Raw genomic sequence first — 12728 nt, 5'->3', positions numbered from 1 at the left:
ATGAATGATGAATTATGAATTGCTGAATTGAGAATTCATAATTCAGAATTCATAATTTTATACGCGGGTAGCTCTGTTATTATTAGCATTTTCCACATCTCGAGCTTTTTTACTCCGCCAGATCAATCGGATTGGAGTACCCTTAAATCCTAGTTGTTGCCGGAATTGTCGCTCAATATAGCGACGGTAGTTGTCGTTAAAACGTTTAGCATCATTGACAAACAATGCTATTGTAGGTGGCTGAGTGCTAACTTGCGTACCGTAATAAATTTTGCCCTGTTTGCCACTGCGGCTGACTGGTGGCGAATGCCAGCGAACTGCTTCTTCGAGAACTTCGTTGATTACCGAGGTACTGACGCGACGCTTATGTTCCTCGGCTGCCTGATTTACCAATTCCAAAATCTTCTCTACCCTTTGTCCAGTTAAAGCGCTGACAAAGATAGTTTCTGACCACTCAGTAAAATGCAGCCTTTCTTGTAAATGTTTTTCGTAATCGTAGATGGTGTAAGAGTCTTTGTCTACCGCATCCCACTTATTCACCACAACAACGCAGGCCCGTCCTTCTTCGATTACCCGTCCGGCTAACTTTTGGTCTTGGTCGGTGACACCATCAATAGCATCAATTACCAATAAAACGACATCGGCGCGACGAATTGCTTTAAAAGCACGATTGATACTAAAAAATTCCGGGCCGTATTCTACATTTTTCTTTTTGCGAATTCCGGCTGTGTCGATCAAACGATAGATTTGTCCGTTACGTTCAATTTCGGTATCAATTGCATCGCGGGTAGTACCGGAAATTGGGCTAACAATCGCTCTTTCTTCACCAACAAAAGCGTTCAATAAGCTTGATTTGCCAACATTTGGACGTCCGACAATTGCGATTTTGATTTCATCGATGTCAGGAATATCCTGGACTGGTTGTAAATAATTTACTAAGGCGTCTAGTAAATCTCCTGTACCGCTACCATGAATAGCGGAGATGGGGAAAGGTTCACCTAATCCTAAATTCCAGAATTCGGCAGCTTGCATTAAACCTTGTTCTGGAGATTCACATTTATTCACAGCCAACAGTACGGGTACGGGTTGTTGTCGCAACCATGTAGCGATTTCTTCGTCGCCTGCTGTTGGCCCAGTATGACCATCAACTACAAAAATAGCCGCACTGGCTTCCGCAAGGGCAGCCATAGCCTGTTGGCGAATTAGTGGTAAAAATTCAGTATCATCATTAAAGACTAAACCACCAGTATCAACAACCATAAATTCGCGATCGCGCCAAAAGGCAGGTAAGTATGTGCGATCGCGTGTTACTCCTGGTTGGTCATAAACAATAGCAGATTGCTCCCCTGCCAAACGATTGACAAGAGTCGATTTGCCCACATTTGGGCGGCCAATAATAGCTACGATAGGAAGTTTCATAAGCTGATGCAGAATACTGCAAATCTTTATTGTAGCGATTAGAGCTGTTCTTTTTGTCTGTTTGCTATTTAATTAGTAGAAAGTTTCTCATTTCAGCTTTGTAGATACCCTTAGCTTTCCTTGCTCAGGATTGAGTTAAGTTAAGTACGGCTTTGTGTAAAATTGTAGTGATCTCAAACGCAGAGGAACGCTGAGTCAGCGCAGAGGGGCGCTGAGTTTTTTTATAGAGAATTCGCTAATAATTCATGAATTGTTGTAGTAAGAATCTTCTATTAGAATTCAAAAGTGAGTAAGAATTGATGAACAATCAATTATATTTTTCCTCTTTCATTGTTCATCATTTACACACTCCCTGATTCATAATTTATAATTCATAGTTCATAATTCAATGTCTACTGCCAAAAAAGTTTTTCGTGTTAATGACTTGAATGTGCAAATTGATAGCTGTGAAACTGAATTAGCTCAGAATGTCGCAGAAATTGCACAGAATTATTTACAGGATGTTCTACAACAAAATGGTAATGCTGCTGTATTACTGGCTACAGGTAATTCTCAGATTAAATTCCTTGATGCATTGATAGCATTAGGTGGTATTGATTGGTCGCAGGTTACTTGTTTTCATTTGGATGAGTATTTAGGGATTTCTGCTGATCATTCTGCTAGTTTTCGCCGCTACCTCTGGGAACGTTTTCATAAACGAGTCAATCTGAAAGAATTTCACTATATTGAGGGTGACACTCTAGAACCTATATTGGAATGCGATCGCTACAGCAAATTATTGCAAGCACAACCAATTGATTTATGTTGCTTGGGTGTGGGAGAAAATGGACACATTGCTTTCAATGATCCATCTGTGGCTAGTTTCCAAGATCCTTATAGCGTGAAACTAGTGAAATTAGATCAAGCGAATCACCAACAACAAGTAAAACAAGGCCATTTTCCTAGTTTAGAAGCTGTACCGAAATATGCTTTTACTGTTACTATTCCTACAATTTGTTCTGCCAAAAAAATTCTTTGTCTTGCACCAGGAAAGCATAAAGCTGAAATTGTCAAACAAATTTTGCAAGGAGATATAAACATAGAATGTCCTGCTTCTATTCTTCGTAAGCAACCACAAGCAACTTTGTTTTTAGATGAAGATTCTGCGACTTTAATTAGGAGTGAAGGGGTGGAAAGGTGGACTGTGTAGCATCTCTACTGTGAAATTAATAACCACTCAAAATTCCTCTTTTCTTCGCCGCACGTTCGGCGACACGAAAAAGCAATAAACCCACAGCGAAATACACTCCTCCATTTACAAAAGCTATAGCCAAGTTTGTGAAATTTAAACTTTCACCTCTTGCCATTAAGTCGCGCAGTAATCCTGCGCCGGGAGTCATCGGCAATAAATTTGCCAAAAATTGTAGAGGTTCTGTCCAAGTTTCCGTAGGAGTCGCCAGCAAAAATAATGGTAGAAACTGAATGATGGCAAACAATTGTTGAACACGCTTGAGCAATAATGCTAAAGACCCTAATGTTAAAGCAATGCCATAAGCTCCTAGTAAAACGGTGACAAGCGGTAAAAGCAATGCTGGAGGGAAGTTGAGACGGCTTCCAGTAAACGCCATGATCATAAAGAGACTGCCGAGCATTATAATTATAGTGCTTTTCCTGAGTGGCGTGCTTGTCGTCGAGTGAGTCCTTTCAGCACTCCGAAATATTCCAAATTTTCTTCGGGAGTTAATCGCCAATAAACGTTACGATTTCCTTCCAAGACTGCACCTAATTTTTCTAGTGCTGCTGGGTTGCGATGAGGATCACTTCCAGCTATTCTCACCGAACCTGCATCGGGTTGAATTAGTCCAGCGATCATTTTAATCGTTGTTGTTTTGCCTGCACCATTAGGGCCAAGAAATGCTAAAACTTCACCAGATGCAATAGTTAAGGAAACATTTTGGACTGCGAGAATGTTTTGACGATAAGTCTTTTTGAGGTTGTAAGCTTCCAATATTCGCATGGCGAACTTACTGCATCGCGGTTTATGCAGATGAAAATTTTACTTTGTAGTACTCTTGTATTTTTAACATAATTTCAAGATATCTTGCCGAACTATTGCACATTCACCCAAAAATCAGCAGTGTTAACTTTGCCGTTGCGATTAAATTGCATCCAAAGTTTGTATGTTCCTGCTTCAGGAAAACTAGTTACAAAATCCACCTGTCCATCAGGAGAATCTTTACGCGCATGAGCATGAATATAATCTGTTACTGTCAAAGGAGAAGAACTTTTGATGATAACTAAATGTCCTTTTTCTCCTAAATATGGTTGTAAATCTTTAATTAGTTGATTATTACCACTGTCTTTGAGAGCAAACTTTAAGTTGACTTTCTCACCAGCCTTGAGAGTTGGTTGAGAAAAATTCAGGTTGACTTTAGTATCAGCTAAAATTTTCGTGTTGCTGTATTTTGCTAACTCTTGAGGTACAGGAGTTGAACCAGGTACTGTGATTTTCATCACAGTAACCTGTTCTTGTTCACCAGATGGCTTATAATCACTAAAAATTGTATAGTTATTAGGTTCAGGGAAATTAGTATTAATTTCAAAACGCCCATTTCCTTTGTAATTTGGATGCAAGTGATTGAAAAATTTTAAATCATCACTGACAACAATTAAATGCATCAACTGTTCTTGAAATTTGTCAAATTTGCTGATAGATTTGCCTTGGGAATCTTGGATGTTAATTACTAAAGGTAGAGGCTGATTTGCAACAATATTTGTAAGAGCAGTTAATTTTGCTTGGGTAGAGACGTGATTACCATTATGATGATTGTTTGAATGATTGTCATGATGCATTTGTTCAGTAGCGTGTCCATGATGATTAGCTGATACTATTGTATTCTCTTGGGAAGCAGTTTCTCCAGACTTAACTTGTGATGAGCAACCTTGATTAAGTAATAAAACTGCGATCGCAGCAATTCCAGCAATAGAATATTTCATAGAAATCTTGCTCTGTATTATTAATAGGTGAGAGTATAGCTAAAGTTTGTCATATTGAAATGAAATCATCATGAAATTGTTCGTAGTAAATTTGAGGACTAAAGTCCCCACTACAAATCTATCAATATTAGTATGGTGGACTACGAGTAGGTGAGGAGAAGTAATAAATCAACTCAACAGCTATAGCATTCCTCAATCATTCGTGAGAGACAAGATCCCCGACTGATTTAAGAAGCCGGGGATATTGGCTTTGCGATTCTCACAAATCATATAGGATTGCTATATCAAGCCTTAAAAGTTAACACTGGACTTAACTGCGCTACAACATCAATCATTTCAGGACATCCCAGGAAAACTGCCGGAAACTTCCTTCTGTATGTCCTGATAATTTGAGTAGACCAAGGCTTTCATAATAGCGAATGGTTTTTTAATTAGAACTCTGTTTAAAGCTGTTACCTGACAATCAATAGCATGTTCTTTCTAAGTTTAATACACCTTTATTACTAATTTACATAATTGTGTATAAATCTATATGTTATATTTAAATTTATTGTGGTTTTTGTATCGATATATGGAATTAAATAAATGATGCGACTGTTAAACTAGTGAGAAAATACATCGACACAATAGGTTACAGAAAAAGAAGTGGCAGAGCCACTTCTAAGTAATTCCCAGGTAGAACCTGAAAAACAGTATAACTGGCATAATAAATATAAATAGTATAAAGTAACACTTATTAACCTATATGTTAGTTTTTGTTACTTACGTGAATATAAAAAATAACATAAAATATATAAAATATAGTGCTTTTATCGTCCACTCTTAAGAGACTATTTATAAAGTCAATCTTAAGTAGGAGAGCCAGTGCGGTGGTGAGGCGTTTCCCCCATGAGCGACTGCCGTAGACGCGTAGACGCGTAGCGGCTTCTGTAAAGTAAGGGTTTCCCGGCATAAAGAAAGAGGCGTTGTGTTATGGCTTTGCTATCACGCACCATCTCATTGGCGGTGCGTTAGCCGCTTAAAATACGTGCCTAACACACCCTACAGTTATTTTATTTTTACTTTATAAATAACTCTAAGCAATGCAAATAAAAAGCAGAGATTTTCCCTCGTCAAGAGCTAGCTTGACACACCTGAAATTCGACATTAGTGCATAACTAAATTTTAGTCTTTTTATTGATTTTAGAAACATCAATAAGTGATTAAAAAAAGCTTATAAATCGGCTGTGTTGATACTAAATTTAGATTTTCATGTAAATTTTAACTGTTTATTCTTATTAATAATTAACTTTTTTTGATAAAGCTAATAATTATGGGGGCGTAACTATATGGAAACTTATTAGTATTGTTTTGAGGGCACTCCCCGACATAAATATACGGGGATTCGCCCAAGATATGGTTGCAGGAATTGCCGGTAACTGGTAATCGTCAATTGGTAATTGCAAAGACTCCAACAAGTTCTTACCAATTACCCACTACCTATTACCTAATTACCGGGGGCGTGGCGTTGTCGGACATGTTTTTTAAAAAACAGGCTTCCACGTCCCCCAAGCCTTGGTAATTAAACCTTGTGATTGCTGAATTTGACAGCCTGTAGACAAAACTCCAAAAGTAGCGATCGCTCCCAAAACAAATGACTTTATAAATTTCATATACTATAACAAAAATATAGTTTATAATTCATTAAATTTGACGTAAATAACAGGCATAAAGTTTCTTAACCATTATAATTTCATGAAGCGATCGCATCATCTCAATTAGTATTTAATTTGAGTTTTTCTTCATAGTTCAAACTTATTCAATTAATTCTTTAAAAGTTAAACGAAAGTATTCTGATGCAGGTTTCAGCAAAATTTAAGGTTGAAACATAATTCGTAGTGTTTTTAAACGCAAAGGTTCGCAAAGGAGGTCGCAAAGGGCACAGACTTATGGTATTTTTTACTTAGATTACTTTCTTGAAGGAGAAGTAAACTCATTCTCATAATTAGGATCGTGAGTACCAAGCAGTTTGTCCCAGAACGTGAAGTATAGCCCGTAGTGTACCCTATACTTACGGTGATGTATTGAGTGATGCGTCGAACCAATGAACCACTTGCCAAACCATTGGCGGAAAAACCATGAGGGAAACAGTTCAAATCCGAGGTGAGTCAACACTGCCCATACTGTCATTGTCATCAGCACCGCAATCAAGGTGATGAAATGAAGTGGAATCAGGAAGACAATTCCTACAAAAAAAAGACCTTGTACAACCGCTTCTGGCAAGTCGAACGCGAAGGATGTCCAAGGTGTTGGATGTCCCGAACGATGATGACCATAGTGCAGCCACTTAAAAAGTGAGGGGTAGTGAAACGCTCGATGGATAAAGTAAAAGTACGTATCTTGGAGGATAAGTACTGCAACAAAGCTGACTCCTATGTACCACAGCCCATACTGGCTTACAGAAGTATACAAGAGTGTGACGCCCGAATCGTATGCTGACAGAATAAGCGCGGCACAAAGTCCAAAAAATACCGCAGAGAGAACTGAGAGTTCAATATCGTGTCGAATGGATTTCCACTGGGCAAGTTTCAGATGTAACCCCCGCTTCACAAAATACTTTCCCATCACTGAATAGAACAACCAGTATGCTCCGCCTGCAATGAGAAAGTATCGGACTAGAATAATCCCGAAAAATGCCAACCAATATAACCCGAATTTCTCTAAAATCAAGAACAAATTTTGCACTCAATTCAGTTAATTTACAGATTGAAGCGTAACATTTCTAATTCTTCCTAACTTCTATCGCAAGCAGTGTTAGTTTGACACTCCCACCCCACCACTAAAAAGTAGATGGGATGCTTGCTTCACAGGGAGACTCAAAGAACCGGACGCATTGAGATGGTAAAATCTATGCCTATATGATGTAAAGTATACTTAAATTTTTCTAGATGATTGCAAATTATTTCTAAACAATTATAATCATAATTAGATAAGAAATATAATGTTACAATTCCATAAAAAGAGCAACTTTACTCACTGCTCGTAAATTTCTTCACCTTCTCCAAGCTCAGCCTATCGTTTGGCAATATCTTGAAGTTGGAAAACTATGCTTCAAAAGAAATTAACGGGTACTTGAGTACTTCAATTTTCTTTTGTGCGTTTAACACGTCGTAATGTTTAACTATTCGTAAACATAGACGCTTGAGTCTTTAGACAGAACATTATATTTTAATTTTTATTTCGATAGATTGAAAAATCTATCATTCTTCTGGCTGTTACTCAGCCTTGATTGTCAGCGTATTGTTCAGGTTATAACCACCGAGACAGGTGGGCTAATCTTTGCTTGTCCAACTTTAAATAACTAAGTAATATTTTCCTCTAGTGAAGACTCTATCTACCTCTACAGAAGAAGTACTAGAACACCTGCCTCATATAGAACTACTAAATTCCCTAACAGTACCAGATCCGACACTCAAGACAAACTCACCGCCGAAAATTTCTAAGCAAGCCACTCGAACTAGCTTGAAGGCATCAACCCTAGATGGAGTGTTTGCTACCATTTTTTCCAATATTACCGGTGGTGTATTGCTGGTTAACTTTTTACTCCAACTGGGTGCTAGTCCAGTGGAAATTGGCTTGCTGTCTTCAATTCCCCTGCTGGTAAATTTCTTACAACCACTGGGGGCTTATCTTGCCGATCGCACTTCTAGCCGCCATTGGTATACCCTGGTTATTTTCGGCCCATCTAGGCTACTTTGGTTGATTTTAGTGGCGGGTATAGCCTGGTTTTCCTGTTCTAATACTGCACCCCACCACCTAGTAACCTGGACGCTGGGAATAATTCTAGTCACCAATGTCTTAGGAGCCTTGGGCGGTTGCGCCTGGTTTAGCTGGATGGCTGCTTTAGTTCCCCCTCGCTTGCGAGGGCGTTATTTTGGCTTTCGCAGTAGTGCCGCTAGCTTAGCTAATCTGTTGTCTGTGCCATTGCTCGGATTTGCTGTTTCCACCTGGCCTGGTGGTACAGTCCAAGGTTACGGCATACTGTTGTTGCTAGGAGTAGTAATTGGTCTAATCAGTTTGGCGTGTCAGTTTTGGATGGTAGATGTCAATCCGCAAAATTTCCACTCTGGCGAAGCTTCACTCCAACAGGACGAAAATTCTCGCACTGGTCAACCAAAGGGCTTTAGTATTTTTAAAGACCTTAATTTCTTGAAATTTCTGCTTTATTTTGGTCTGTGGACGTTCGCAATGAACCTCAGCGCCCCATTTTTTAACCTTTACATGCTGAAAAACTTAGGTTTAAACCTCAGTACAGTCACAATTTATACCAGTTTGGTAGCAGGGGCCAACTTAGTTATGTTAGTACTCTGGGGTAAACTGGCGGACAGGGTAGGAAATCGTCCACTGTTATTATTAATTGGCGTTTTAATAGCAGTAACACCCTTATTCTGGTTGGGGGCCGGGAATAACTCAATTTCTGTATGGCTATGGCTACCGCTCATCCACATAGTAACTGGTGGTTTTGGAGCAGCGATCGAGTTGTGCAACAGTAATATTCAGATGGAAATGGCACCACTGGATCGTCCTTCTCAGTATTTTGCGATCGCAGCAGCTGTTACTGGTGTTAGTGGTGGTTTAGGTTCGACAGTTGGTGGTTTGTTAGCGCAGCTAGATATTATTGGTGGCTTACCTGGATTATTTGCCCTTTCAGCTGCCGTGCGATTAGTCGCGCTGTTACCTCTGGTATTTGTTCGAGAACCGCGCAGCAAGCCAATTATTCATGTGATGGGAAAAATTCTGCCCTTGAAGCCAAAACTAGCACTAGTTTCAGCAGAGAAAATCGCGGCTTAACACAAGGGTTAGATTCCGATGTAACGAACTCATGTTCACTATTCAAAAAATCCTTCCCTCCTTCAGGGGGAAGGATTTCATTTTTTTATGCAGCATGATGCGAAATAGGTTATGTCATGTCCGCTTGAGGACTTATATTATCCGATTATGCAATTATTTCGCCTTCTGAAGGCGATTCCAAATTTTACTAACGTTGTTTATGTTCTAGCCTTCAATAAAGATGTTGTGTACAAATTTATTGCTGAGACGCAAGGTATATCTGGAGATATTTATCTTGATAAAATTATCCAAACTACTTTTGAATTGCCGCTTCCAGACAAAATCTTACTTCGCAGGCTGCTTTTTGAAAAACTCAATGCCATATTTGCTAATACACCCAAGCAGATGTGCGATCGCACTCGCACTCATTGAAATATACGATGTCAAGCGGTAATGCTTTATCGATAATTGTTAGCGAAATCATAACTTTGGTTGAGGAACATGAAGTTAGTCCACAACAGGAATGGCTACTCAGCACCCAGCACCTAAAAGAATTGGAAGAAATAGCCTTGCAACGGCTGCAAGATGCTGTTGTGCAAAACTCGCTACAGCAAGTGCCAAAGCTAGCAGAAAAATTATATTGTTGGCAAAGTGAGGCAAAAGAAGATGTGAAGCGATCGCTGCAAAAGATTGTTGAAAGTGGTGAAGGGTTAGCTAATTTGATGCGGCAGTTCTTGTGAGAAGAAATTATAGGGTTTTTAAACGCAGAGAATCGCAGAGGAAAGCGCACCAGGTAGCAGAGTATTTTTATGGAAAATTAGCAAGAGAAAGTGTATTTTCGGAAAAACTAACACAGATAAACACGAATAAAATCTGTGTTCATCTGTGTTCGTAATTAAGAATTATCCTGATTTTTACAAGATATCTATTCAAGTAGATGCGATGAAGAAAACAATGCACATTGATCTTTCAAACCAGGATCTATTCTCTATTTGCTAAAAGCATCTTTGATGCTATCAACAGCGCTTTCAACAGCATTCTTGGTATTGTCTACTGCTTTTTGAGTCCGAGCTGCATCTTCCTCTGCTCTTTTCTCAATTCGAGCCGCATCTCTCTTGGCTTTGCGCTCAACAAAACTACCGTTGTCATCTGTTGCTTGCTCTACTCGCTTAGCATTTGTCTTAGCAGTTTGCTCAACCTTATCTGCTGTATCGCGGATGAAATTCTTGGCTCGTCCAGCATCTTCATTGGTTTTTCCTTTAACCTGATTATCCAGGTTTGACGATGCGATCAAGTTGACAGCAGGATCAGCCATTGCTGCGGTATTGGAGAAAAACGCACCTTGCCAAACGAAGGCGATCGCTGATACACAAAACAGAATTGTAGCTATCCAACGTCCTACAGTTGAGAGCCGTTTCGTTAAATAATTTAGTTTCATAGAATACAATATTCATGAGATTTAGCATCCTATTTTTACTCCATCTAGCTCATCAGCTAAAACATTCTCTAGACAGAGGTTCTCTCGCTATAAGTTGTTAAACAAATTCACTCTTTCAACAGATTGAATAAACGAACGTCATACCATTGCGATCGCAACCATCCCTCAAATTACTCGATATGCCGTTACCATCTTCGCCTTTGATTGTGACGCTCAAGCTCGATCCTATTGCCTTCGACTTCCTCGACAGGCTGCGTCAGCAGTATTTTCCCTCAGAGAGGAACTTCCTGCCTGCACATGTGACTCTTTTCCATATGCTACCTGGTGAGGAAGAATCATCTATCCAGCAGACTCTGCAAGATGTCTGTCTGCATACTCCGCTTTTACCTGTTTGCTTTCCAAACTTGCGTTTTCTGGGTAGAGGTGTAGCTGTGGTGGTAGACTGTCCCGAGTTGGTTCGGCTGCAAAAATTCCTCGCCGAGGCTTGGAGTTTATGGCTAAGTCCACAGGATCGGCAAGCATACCGTCCCCATGTCACGATCCAGAACAAAGTCACTCCACAAGCAGCTCGTCAATTGTACAACCAACTCATAGGCAGTTGGGAATCCTTTGACGGGTACGGGGAAGGGCTGCTACTTTGGCATTACAAAGGTGGGCCGTGGGAACTAGTGGGTGAGTTTGCTTTTGGAATTTGAGATATTCTTATACAGTGTCTTTAATTCTGCTTGTAACGTAGCTCTACAAGACCTGAAGGATAAGATTTTAGCTCAATTAAATCAAGCTTCAATTCCTGTACTGATTGGTAAAGAGAAATACCTGACCCTAAGATGGTTGGAATCACTACGATGATGTACTCATCTACTAATCCCCGATTCATGAATGAGGACGCTACTTTTGCACCTCCTACTAACCAAACTCTTTTATACCCCTTGCGATTCACATCCTCTAAAACTTCTTCGATACCACCTTTGACAAAAAATACGTCTGTGCGCGTCGTTAATAAATTCCGACTCGTCAAAACATAGGATACTTTGCCTGGATATGGCCAATCTCCAAAGCTCAAAACTTGTTCGTAAGTGGTGGAACCCATTACTAAAGCATCAATCGAGTCATAAAACCTAGCATAGCTATTTTCGTCAGGTGCTGGTAGCCAATCGACACTCCCATCTAATCTGGCAATGTATCCATCAATACTTGTTGCTACATAAAGAATAAACTCTGTCCTAGCCATTTCCATAACTACACTCTTGCGCTAAATATAGTGTTATATTTTTATCCTAAATTTTATATCATTCTCAGTATTATTATGGGGTAATAGTGTAGACAATCAAGCCGTTGTGGCGTAAAGTAGAGACATTCAAAAAAAAATTACATGATTATCAGTAATATTTCTGACAGAGGTTTTCGATTATTTTCAGTAAAATGACGGTTAACTGAGTAATCATAATATCTGTCCTCAAGGTGATACTGAATCTACAAATAATTCCACAATCTACCGTACAAGTGAATGTGGACAGCACACAATTAACAAGCCAAACTCATCGTACAGCTACTTTGACTTTACAAGCAGGTAGCAATATCATTCTAAATGCTGCTTTTGCTATGCAGAAGCATGGCTGTTGTGCCGAAGGAGCATGTTTATTGATAAAGATACAAAAAATTAATAAACATCTTGATTGGGTGTAAGAACAAAATAATTAGGAATTGATTAGCAAATGAAAAACTTATACTAATTTTAAATTTTAGAGCTTGGAGTAGGCATATAAAACAATACTACCTATCCCAATATATATTTTTTTTCAAATTTTTACACCTCCCTTACAAATTCTATTTACTAATGACTAAATTGAGAAACCTTAGAAGACCTATGTCCAAACAAGAAGTGATTAGACTATTTAGAGCCGCTCAAACTAATCCTAATTTAAGGGAAACACTTAATTCGGCATCAGACCTAGAAGCTTTTGTACAAATGGCGCAACAACAGGGCTATAATTTCACTGTTGAGGAATGGCAAAAAGCCACTGGCTTAGTAATGGAAGAGTCAGAATCTCAGGTATCTGAAATTCAGGGGAAGTATGAAGGATGA

15 protein-coding genes and 1 pseudogene are annotated in these 12728 nt (G+C 39.2%); 7 read left to right on the top strand and 9 right to left on the bottom strand.

Going from position 1 to position 12728, the window contains the following annotated elements; genetic code table 11:
* Positions 1-57: 57 nt before the first annotated feature.
* Positions 58-1419: a ribosome biogenesis GTPase Der gene (gene der / locus UYI_RS0104755; RefSeq protein WP_016865529.1), complete on the bottom strand. Its 1362-nt coding sequence runs from the start codon at positions 1417-1419 to the stop codon at positions 58-60.
* A gap of 388 nt (positions 1420-1807) precedes the next feature.
* On the opposite strand from der, the gene UYI_RS0104750 reads away from it, so the two are divergent.
* Entirely contained in the window at positions 1808-2608 is an 801-nt protein-coding gene (locus UYI_RS0104750; protein WP_016865528.1) for a glucosamine-6-phosphate deaminase, read from the top strand.
* Between the two features lie 16 nt (positions 2609-2624).
* On the opposite strand, the gene UYI_RS31970 is transcribed toward UYI_RS0104750, so the two are convergent.
* From UYI_RS31970 to UYI_RS0104735, 6 genes and pseudogenes are all read right to left on the bottom strand, one after another.
* The gene (locus UYI_RS31970; protein ID WP_180977258.1) at positions 2625-3050 is read right to left on the bottom strand and encodes a hypothetical protein; all 426 of its coding nucleotides are present in this window, start codon (positions 3048-3050) and stop codon (positions 2625-2627) included.
* Positions 3051-3055: 5 nt separating this feature from the next.
* Positions 3056-3415 (bottom strand): ATP-binding cassette domain-containing protein, encoded by a 360-nt coding sequence (locus UYI_RS31965; protein ID WP_016865526.1) that lies wholly within the window; start codon positions 3413-3415, stop codon positions 3056-3058.
* A 92-nt stretch (positions 3416-3507) separates the two neighbouring features.
* Complete coding sequence (locus UYI_RS0104740) at positions 3508-4395, bottom strand: hypothetical protein (protein WP_016865525.1); 888 nt, start codon at positions 4393-4395, stop codon at positions 3508-3510.
* Positions 4396-4732: 337 nt separating this feature from the next.
* Positions 4733-4863, bottom strand: a pseudogene (locus tag UYI_RS38685) (heavy metal-responsive transcriptional regulator); the annotation flags it as partial.
* 1055 nt (positions 4864-5918) lie between these two features.
* Entirely contained in the window at positions 5919-6047 is a 129-nt protein-coding gene (locus UYI_RS39540) for a hypothetical protein (protein ID WP_258003648.1), read from the bottom strand.
* A 295-nt stretch (positions 6048-6342) separates the two neighbouring features.
* The gene (locus UYI_RS0104735; protein WP_016865524.1) at positions 6343-7119 is read right to left on the bottom strand and encodes a sterol desaturase family protein; all 777 of its coding nucleotides are present in this window, start codon (positions 7117-7119) and stop codon (positions 6343-6345) included.
* A gap of 636 nt (positions 7120-7755) precedes the next feature.
* Here UYI_RS0104735 and UYI_RS0104730 point away from each other — a divergent pair.
* From UYI_RS0104730 to UYI_RS0104720, 3 genes are all read left to right on the top strand, one after another.
* Positions 7756-9225 (top strand): MFS transporter, encoded by a 1470-nt coding sequence (locus UYI_RS0104730; protein ID WP_016865523.1) that lies wholly within the window; start codon positions 7756-7758, stop codon positions 9223-9225.
* A gap of 111 nt (positions 9226-9336) precedes the next feature.
* Positions 9337-9636 carry a P-loop NTPase fold protein gene (locus tag UYI_RS0104725; RefSeq protein WP_016865522.1) on the top strand — a complete coding sequence of 100 codons (300 nt, stop codon included), beginning with the start codon at positions 9337-9339 and terminating at the stop codon, positions 9634-9636.
* Between the two features lie 8 nt (positions 9637-9644).
* The gene (locus UYI_RS0104720; protein ID WP_016865521.1) at positions 9645-9944 is read left to right on the top strand and encodes a hypothetical protein; all 300 of its coding nucleotides are present in this window, start codon (positions 9645-9647) and stop codon (positions 9942-9944) included.
* Between the two features lie 248 nt (positions 9945-10192).
* On the opposite strand, the gene UYI_RS0104715 is transcribed toward UYI_RS0104720, so the two are convergent.
* Positions 10193-10642 (bottom strand): hypothetical protein, encoded by a 450-nt coding sequence (locus UYI_RS0104715; RefSeq protein WP_016865520.1) that lies wholly within the window; start codon positions 10640-10642, stop codon positions 10193-10195.
* Positions 10643-10788: 146 nt separating this feature from the next.
* Here UYI_RS0104715 and UYI_RS31960 point away from each other — a divergent pair, with 146 nt between their 5' ends.
* The gene (locus UYI_RS31960; protein ID WP_199332239.1) at positions 10789-11337 is read left to right on the top strand and encodes a 2'-5' RNA ligase family protein; all 549 of its coding nucleotides are present in this window, start codon (positions 10789-10791) and stop codon (positions 11335-11337) included.
* 20 nt (positions 11338-11357) lie between these two features.
* On the opposite strand, the gene UYI_RS0104705 is transcribed toward UYI_RS31960, so the two are convergent.
* On the bottom strand, positions 11358-11879 hold the full coding sequence (locus tag UYI_RS0104705; RefSeq protein WP_016865518.1) for a dihydrofolate reductase family protein: 522 nt from the start codon (positions 11877-11879) through the stop codon (positions 11358-11360).
* Positions 11880-12145: 266 nt separating this feature from the next.
* Between UYI_RS0104705 and UYI_RS37925 the strand changes: the two genes are divergently transcribed.
* Positions 12146-12328: a hypothetical protein gene (locus tag UYI_RS37925; RefSeq protein ID WP_180977259.1), complete on the top strand. Its 183-nt coding sequence runs from the start codon at positions 12146-12148 to the stop codon at positions 12326-12328.
* Positions 12329-12509: 181 nt separating this feature from the next.
* Positions 12510-12728 (top strand): Nif11-like leader peptide family natural product precursor, encoded by a 219-nt coding sequence (locus UYI_RS0104695; RefSeq protein WP_016865516.1) that lies wholly within the window; start codon positions 12510-12512, stop codon positions 12726-12728.

Origin of the sequence: Fischerella muscicola PCC 7414 (genome assembly GCF_000317205.1) — a bacterium.
Lineage (GTDB): Bacteria > Cyanobacteriota > Cyanobacteriia > Cyanobacteriales > Nostocaceae > Fischerella > Fischerella muscicola.
Note: the sequence above shows the minus strand (reverse complement) of the source record. Positions and strands in the feature narration are given on the sequence as shown.